Source organism: Microseira sp. BLCC-F43 (assembly GCF_041929235.1).
GTDB lineage: Bacteria > Cyanobacteriota > Cyanobacteriia > Cyanobacteriales > Aerosakkonemataceae > Microseira.
The window spans coordinates 44,391-51,720 of record NZ_JBHFNP010000285.1 but is presented as its reverse complement, the minus strand read 5'-3'; the positions used below and the strand labels follow the sequence as shown (position 1 = coordinate 51,720).

The following is a 7,330-nucleotide window of genomic DNA, read 5'->3' as shown; positions in this document are numbered from 1 at the left end:
CTTGGTGAATGTTTGTTTCAATCCCTAATAGGGATTAATGTTAGTTGCAACCAAATAAAGGAACAAAATAGCAACATGAAGAGGACTCGTTTCAATCCCTAATAGGGATTAATGTTAGTTGCAACCATTAAATCTTTGCGGCCTCCTGAAATTATCGAGGTCGGTTTCAATCCCTAATAGGGATTAATGTTAGTTGCAACTCAGCATACCTGGATTGCAGATCTGCAAGGAGAGTTTCAATCCCTAATAGGGATTAATGTTAGTTGCAACCCAACATTAGAAAAAGTTTTTAGGTAACGGTAAACTACCGTTTCAATCCCTAATAGGGATTAATGTTAGTTGCAACGCACGAGTTGATGCGGTTATCCCTGGGAGTGATGGGTTTCAATCCCTAATAGGGATTAATGTTAGTTGCAACACGATCCCGATGCAGCGATCGCAGAAGTCGAGTTGTTTCAATCCCTAATAGGGATTAATGTTAGTTGCAACTCGCCTGTCTCTTTGTCTCGAGTTCGTCGGCACGAGAGTTTCAATCCCTAATAGGGATTAATGTTAGTTGCAACGAAATTCTCCCAGTTGCTGTTTTGTCCGAGTATGCTGCTAGTTTCAATCCCTAATAGGGATTAATGTTAGTTGCAACTCCCGACAAATACGAGCAGGATCCAACAATAACTCTTGTTTCAATCCCTAATAGGGATTAATGTTAGTTGCAACAGTACGGGCATAAGATTTTTGTTCTTTGGGCTTCCGTTTCAATCCCTAATAGGGATTAATGTTAGTTGCAACGACCTGTTCCGTCGTTGGCTCTTCGAATACTGCCGACGTTGTTTCAATCCCTAATAGGGATTAATGTTAGTTGCAACGAAAAGAGCGATTTGAAGAAGTTGCCCAACAACAAAAGTTTCAATCCCTAATAGGGATTAATGTTAGTTGCAACGGCGAGTAAGGATATAGAAACATGTTGGACAGTAGGAGTTTCAATCCCTAATAGGGATTAATGTTAGTTGCAACGCAACTTGGCAGGCTTAATATCAGCGATCACACGCTGTTTCAATCCCTAATAGGGATTAATGTTAGTTGCAACGGACTTCCTAGTCTCGGATAGGAGATAAATTTGATAGTTTCAATCCCTAATAGGGATTAATGTTAGTTGCAACGCGGCAACCTGGTACTCAAGAGCGGCACTTGGTGCGTTTCAATCCCTAATAGGGATTAATGTTAGTTGCAACCGGAATCAAGATTCCGAATATCCTAAGGAACGCTTGTTTCAATCCCTAATAGGGATTAATGTTAGTTGCAACCAACCACCATTGTCGATCAACTTGTTATGACCCAAGTTTCAATCCCTAATAGGGATTAATGTTAGTTGCAACCAAGCAAGTAGGCACTTTTTTATTCTTATCACTCTTCGTTTCAATCCCTAATAGGGATTAATGTTAGTTGCAACTTTCTTTTTCGTAACTCACGTCCCATAAACCGTGGGTTTCAATCCCTAATAGGGATTAATGTTAGTTGCAACCGAAGAAGAGTCGTGGCTTCGGCTTTCCTCATCGTTGTTTCAATCCCTAATAGGGATTAATGTTAGTTGCAACTGACCCCATCAGCTTGGGCGTGTCATTGCAGTTGGTTTCAATCCCTAATAGGGATTAATGTTAGTTGCAACGCAAATGCCTAGTGGTTCTAATAGATCGGGCGCTGTCGTTTCAATCCCTAATAGGGATTAATGTTAGTTGCAACAACTGAGGTGGTACGCCTTGATCCCGCGATTAATTGGTTTCAATCCCTAATAGGGATTAATGTTAGTTGCAACGATAAAGTATCCGCCGTTAACGGATCTGTAAGCATCGTTTCAATCCCTAATAGGGATTAATGTTAGTTGCAACCAGCTAATCCAATGATTGCATCTTCTTCGCTTGGCGTGTTTCAATCCCTAATAGGGATTAATGTTAGTTGCAACTCTGACATCATCAATCAATGCCACATGATAAGTAGTTGTTTCAATCCCTAATAGGGATTAATGTTAGTTGCAACGCGGTAACAGTATAGAATCTACCGCTAGCCGTAACAGGATTGTTTCAATCCCTAATAGGGATTAATGTTAGTTGCAACAGATCGAGCGCTCGCGGCTAATTGGATAGATATTTTACTAGTTTCAATCCCTAATAGGGATTAATGTTAGTTGCAACTTCAATCGTCCAAGGGGTCGGCCTCTCACATATTAATGGTTTCAATCCCTAATAGGGATTAATGTTAGTTGCAACCCTAGAAATTAACGGCTGGACGCCTGAGGGAGTCTCGTTTCAATCCCTAATAGGGATTAATGTTAGTTGCAACAATTTATACCTCAGGGAATTTCTTCCATAGTAAAGGAGTTTCAATCCCTAATAGGGATTAATGTTAGTTGCAACTCGGCGCGCGATCGCTAAGCGCGGTACGAAGCAATGGTTTCAATCCCTAATAGGGATTAATGTTAGTTGCAACGCCCTGATCTGAAAGCCTTGCTGTATTTGGTTTTCAAGGTTCAATTGCGTGAATCTAGAATTATAGTACCATTCCAGGCATCGGGTCGTCAATCGCCTTTTTTTCACCATACCGCCAAACCCATATCCAGTAATACTTTCAGCCTTGCGTGAATCGATTTTTTAGAGAAGTGGCGTCAAACCCTTGCCGCAGTAGGATTTGAGCCACCAAATTTGACAGAGGGATTTTTACACCTACCGATTCACGCGGTACTAGGCAAAAAACACAGTCCGATCTGCCGGTGCGACGCCGCCGATGCGCTCGATCTTACCTTGACAGCAAGCGCAGAGGGGAAAAAACAGGATGCTGTCTTCCTCCGGTTTAATCGCCTTGTTCAAGCGCGATCGCAATTTAGCATACTGAGTCGGAGTTAGATCGGCGCACTCAAACACACTGTACTGTATCCACTGCCCATAGGACTTGAGAATTTTATGAATCTTTGTCCGCCGCCGATCTTCAGGAACATCATAAGAAATCAGAACGTGCATGACTACCTCAAAACCAAAGGTGGATACTTGTCAATTTCGCCCATCAAGTATTTCGCCAACAGTCGCGCTTGAATTTCAAAAGCTTCTTGATAGGTACACTTGCGCCCCAAAACCGGGTGCTTAAACTCAGACTGTTTTTTCTTTTCAAACAAAGTCAGAAACTGTTTCCTTCCCGTTTCTGAGAGTCGCACCACATTGCTCAGGGGTTCTACAGTAAAATCATTCGGAGTCAGTATCCGCCGATTAATCGCATTCAAAATTATGTTATCTACAACCAATGGGCGGAATTCTTCCATCAAATCAAACGCCAATCCAATCCGTCCGTAACGCTGAACGTGGAGGTATCCTAAATAAGGGTCAAACCCGACGATATTAATCGCACTTTCCACATTATCCCGCAGCAGCGTGTAACCAAAATTCATCAAAGAATTGACTGGATCGGTTGCGGGGCGGTGTCTGGGTTTAAAAATAAAACCTTCAGCGCGAATCAGTTGGTTAAATACGCCAAAATACGCTCCACTACCAGCACCTTCTAACCCGCGCAGCGAGTCGATACTTTGAGTTTGATCTAGTTTAGCGATCGCGCGATTAATTTGAGCGATCGCCCCCGTCAAATTTACTTCTGGATGTTCGCGCTGAGTTTGGGATAAACTGCTGCGATAGTTCTTCAATTTTCCCCGGATAAAACCTTGGACAACGTGAATTGCTTGGGGTGTTTCTCCTGCTGCTTTCCATTGGGCATTGCGAACGAAGATATTTTTACTCAGTGCCGGTTCCAGCTTGCCTAAATACTTACCTTGCTCGGTAAGAAAAGTCAAGGGAATTTTGCGTTGTAAAAGTTCGGCAAGCGCAGCTGGAGAAATAGTCGCCCTCCCCAAAACCACAACCCCATCTAAATGAATCAAAGGCACATCTTGCAACTTTTTATCTTTAGCTTTGACGTGCAGGCGTTCGTCAGTTTTACCGATAAACACATCGTCTTGATTAATGTAAAGACTTCCCACGATCTCCTCCTAAAGTGATTCAATTTTAATTGGCTTCAAGATAGCGATTCATCTTCTGAGAAACTTCTGGTAAGCATTGGCTTTTGAGGCTGCATCCCTGACAGCGTTTGGTGTAATTAGCTGGGGGCATAGTGCCAGTTTCGAGCAAAATTTGGATAGCTTGAATCGTTGCGATCGCTTCTTCCCGCAACTCCTCATTAATCTCCACCAATTGTCGCTGATGGGAAGAAGCATAATAAACATAACCCTGAGTAATTCTTCGCCCCGTCATCTCTTCCAAACAAAGCGCCTGCGCCACAACCTGCATTTCATCGTTATCCCATTCGCCCTTACGTCCCCGCTTATATTCCACCGGATATAACTGACCCGAATCCGACTCAATTAAATCCGACTTGCCAATCAATTTATACCGTTCCGACTTGAGCCAAATTGCCCGCACCTGCCAGGTATCTTCCCGCATCCCTTCACTTAAATTGTGGACGCGATCGTGCAAACTTGTCCCCTCAATCGTGTACTGATTATCGACAAATTCTCCCGCACAAAACATCCGCCAACAGCGATGGGGACAATAGGAATAATGATTGAGAGAAGCGATAGGAATGTAGTCTTCGTTCATAAAATTGCTAATTGCTAATTGCTAATTGCTAATTGGTTACTGCAACCGGCGCACCATACCCATACCCATTGGGGTTTTCCGTCCTACCCCGCTATAAAGGGCAAAATCAGCTAACGCATTGATCTGTTTAATTGCCATTGGATCTAAATCCCCCATCAAACGATAGCTAACTTCTCCCACACAACCAATAAACTTACTGCGCGAATCGGGAACAATTTCCGTATTAATATTGAAATAGCTGAGAAAAATAGACTCAATCGCCAGATTGGAAATCTCAATCCCGCTATACTTATTCCACCGATGCAGCAGACTATTAAATACACTATCCCGCGTCGGGAGTGCCGTATCAAATTGTCCCTGTCGAAACGCAGTCGGCGTGGCAAAAGAAAGAGAGATGATGCGATCGCTTTCCGAAGCCTGCTCGTATAATTGAGCATAGGTAGTAGCATTTGCCCAAAGCTGAGTTGATTGAGGCGTACCCAAAATACTGGTAATATGTAAATCCGCAGGTCCCAAATGCCAAGGATGTTCGGGATTTAAATTCAACCAAAGATGGGTTAATTTCCCGAATAAAGTATCATCGAGTAAAGTAATGCGCCACCAACAAGCAGTCCCCGCCGGAATTGGTATTTTATGTTCCCATTGCAGGGTATATTCTCGCTGTTCCTTGGGTCGTTTGTTTGTTTGCAAAAAACTGAGAGTAAACGCTTTATCTGCTTGGGAATCGTGGAGATAAGTACCCAGTTCGTAATCAACAGAACTGACAAGATTTAGAAATAAACCATGTAAATGTCTTCCTGTCAAATATTGGTGTGGAATGGGGGAAAGGGGAAGTAAGTTGAGGACGAGACTATGAGGCATGGTTAAAAATTTGATAGAAGATAGGGTGCGCGATCTTGCTCAATTGGTCACGCACCAAAGTTGTTGGTGGAATATTATCCCCTAAAGCGATACTGCATTGCCGGAATTTTGAGGGATTTTAATTCATAAAAATGTCCGCGAATTCTGACATTTTGAATCAAACTCACTGGCGGCATATTCACCACATCGTAGCTAATGACTTGATGGGTAAACATGACATCCAAAGGATTGAGGGGATAGGGAAAAGTGAATTCTTGTTCGGTAAGCGATCGCTTACTTTCATGAGTTTCCACAATTGTCACTTCTGCCTTACTCATCCACTTGCCCAAACGAATCCATTTTGGCAGATTTAGAGCTTTTTCAGAGATGAGAAAAAACTCAAATTTACTTTCGGGTGCAATTTCTTTTGCTCTGCCAAAACTCGGGATATTTTTCTGGGTTTTCTCCATCTCAACGTGATAGTTGTTGTTGGCGTATTTCCAGGTGTTGAGGGTGGAAGAATGAGAGATCGATCGCGCCGGAGTTACGTAAATCTTTTGCTCGTTAAGTGGCGTCAAATGCTCCTCATATTTTGGCACTTGTTCCGGACAAAAATAGCGATAGGAATGTTCTTCAGAAACGGTAGTCGAGTAGGTTTCGCTATCAACTAAACCGAGTGCATAACAAAGCGCGTAATTGTGAATCACTGGCTCAGTTTCGTACAATCTTCCTATCTCGCGAGTTGCGTAATAAAGGCTGTCTTGTAATTCCAATTGACAGCGGTAAATTATCGCCATTGCTATTACCTCGATTTAGCGGTTGTTTTCTTGGCTTTCTCTACATACTTAGTGAAATAAGTTTTAGCTTCTGTATCCGCTTGCTGCAACATTGCCTTAATTCCAGCTTCGTTCGCGGTCAGGTTCTTCACTTCATTTAGCAAGGGATAAAAAGCATCGCCAATCAAGTCAGTATGGACGATAAATTCTTCAGACATTAATCCCTCAATGGCAGTTTTAGCCGCAGCAATTACATCCTCTTCATCAAGCGGATCGGGAGAACGGAGAGTATTATTAGCCTTCATGACATCATAAATTGCTTGAGTCCAGCGCAGATTACTGGTAATCTCGCCATCGGCGAAGATAACCCCAATTAGCTCATTTCTCAGACGACCAGTGCGAGTAGTTTGCGCTCCATAGTGACGGGTTCTCAGAATGTTATTGAAAACATAAAGAAAACTTGCTTCAGTGGGGTCTTTAAGCGTCACAATGCTAGGAAAAAACACTTGGGGTCGGATGTGGTCTTGCTGGTTAATGCGGCTTGTAACTTCTCCCTGACGGCTCATGGTGCCATTTTCATAGGGTGCATTCAAGGTAAATGTTTCGTGAGATCCATCAAAAGCGGTGATAGAAAATGCCGTGTCCACGACAACTTTAGATTTTTCAGATCCAGAGTCACCAATAGCAAATCCGTAGATAATACAATCGGGATTATTCATCGCAAAATCTACGTTGTATTCGCATTCTTCCGCCGTCATTAAGCCATAGTTACGCAAAAGTTCTCGACCAACTAAACGTTCTGGCGTAGATTGTTTGCGCTTAAACATAGAAAGGCGACTAATCGTCGTTTTATCTGTAATTCCCGCTCTGACTCGCGCTTTATTTAATTCGCCATCGGTTTGAAAGAGGGGGTAAGATTCCGTGACGCGAATCGTCAAAAAATGAACGTATTTTCCCATCGGTTTGTAGGGAATATCAGCGTGAAAAAAATTAGCACCAACTGTTTTGAGAAAGGCCATGGTAAGTCTCCATTATTGTTTGCTTGTCTCGTTCCCAGGTTCGTTTGTCTCGGTCTCGTTCCCAGGC

The 7,330-nt window shown here is 42.8% G+C and carries 6 protein-coding genes and 1 CRISPR repeat array; all 6 genes read right to left on the bottom strand.

The window, feature by feature from the left end:
• Positions 1–14: 14 nt before the first annotated feature.
• Positions 15–2,481: direct repeats of the CRISPR family, unit length 37 nt; unit sequence GTTTCAATCCCTAATAGGGATTAATGTTAGTTGCAAC.
• A 251-nt stretch (positions 2,482–2,732) separates the two neighbouring features.
• Positions 2,733–3,008, bottom strand: coding sequence for a CRISPR-associated endonuclease Cas2 (gene cas2 / locus ACE1CM_RS38570; protein ID WP_374884223.1), 276 nt, complete (start codon positions 3,006–3,008; stop codon positions 2,733–2,735).
• Between the two features lie 2 nt (positions 3,009–3,010).
• Positions 3,011–4,012 (bottom strand): type I-D CRISPR-associated endonuclease Cas1d, encoded by a 1,002-nt coding sequence (cas1d, locus tag ACE1CM_RS38565; RefSeq protein ID WP_374884222.1) that lies wholly within the window; start codon positions 4,010–4,012, stop codon positions 3,011–3,013.
• Between the two features lie 25 nt (positions 4,013–4,037).
• Complete coding sequence (gene cas4, locus ACE1CM_RS38560; RefSeq protein WP_374884221.1) at positions 4,038–4,628, bottom strand: CRISPR-associated protein Cas4; 591 nt, start codon at positions 4,626–4,628, stop codon at positions 4,038–4,040.
• Between the two features lie 36 nt (positions 4,629–4,664).
• Positions 4,665–5,489, bottom strand: a complete 825-nt coding sequence (gene cas6, locus ACE1CM_RS38555; RefSeq protein WP_374884220.1) for a CRISPR-associated endoribonuclease Cas6 — start codon at positions 5,487–5,489, stop codon at positions 4,665–4,667.
• A 74-nt stretch (positions 5,490–5,563) separates the two neighbouring features.
• Positions 5,564–6,265, bottom strand: coding sequence for a type I-D CRISPR-associated protein Cas5/Csc1 (cas5d, locus tag ACE1CM_RS38550; RefSeq protein ID WP_374884219.1), 702 nt, complete (start codon positions 6,263–6,265; stop codon positions 5,564–5,566).
• 5 nt (positions 6,266–6,270) lie between these two features.
• Positions 6,271–7,263, bottom strand: a complete 993-nt coding sequence (gene cas7d / locus ACE1CM_RS38545; RefSeq protein ID WP_374884218.1) for a type I-D CRISPR-associated protein Cas7/Csc2 — start codon at positions 7,261–7,263, stop codon at positions 6,271–6,273.
• Positions 7,264–7,330 lie beyond the last annotated feature (67 nt).

What these genes read in the sequence shown, in the direction of transcription:
- cas2 (WP_374884223.1), bottom strand. Translation starts at nt 3,008, where the DNA reads ATGCACGTTCTGATTTCTTATGATGTTCCTGAAGATCGGCGGCGGACA.
- cas4 (WP_374884221.1), bottom strand. Translation starts at nt 4,628, where the DNA reads ATGAACGAAGACTACATTCCTATCGCTTCTCTCAATCATTATTCCTAT.
- cas6 (WP_374884220.1), bottom strand. Translation starts at nt 5,489, where the DNA reads ATGCCTCATAGTCTCGTCCTCAACTTACTTCCCCTTTCCCCCATTCCA.
- cas5d (WP_374884219.1), bottom strand. Translation starts at nt 6,265, where the DNA reads ATGGCGATAATTTACCGCTGTCAATTGGAATTACAAGACAGCCTTTAT.
- cas7d (WP_374884218.1), bottom strand. Translation starts at nt 7,263, where the DNA reads ATGGCCTTTCTCAAAACAGTTGGTGCTAATTTTTTTCACGCTGATATT.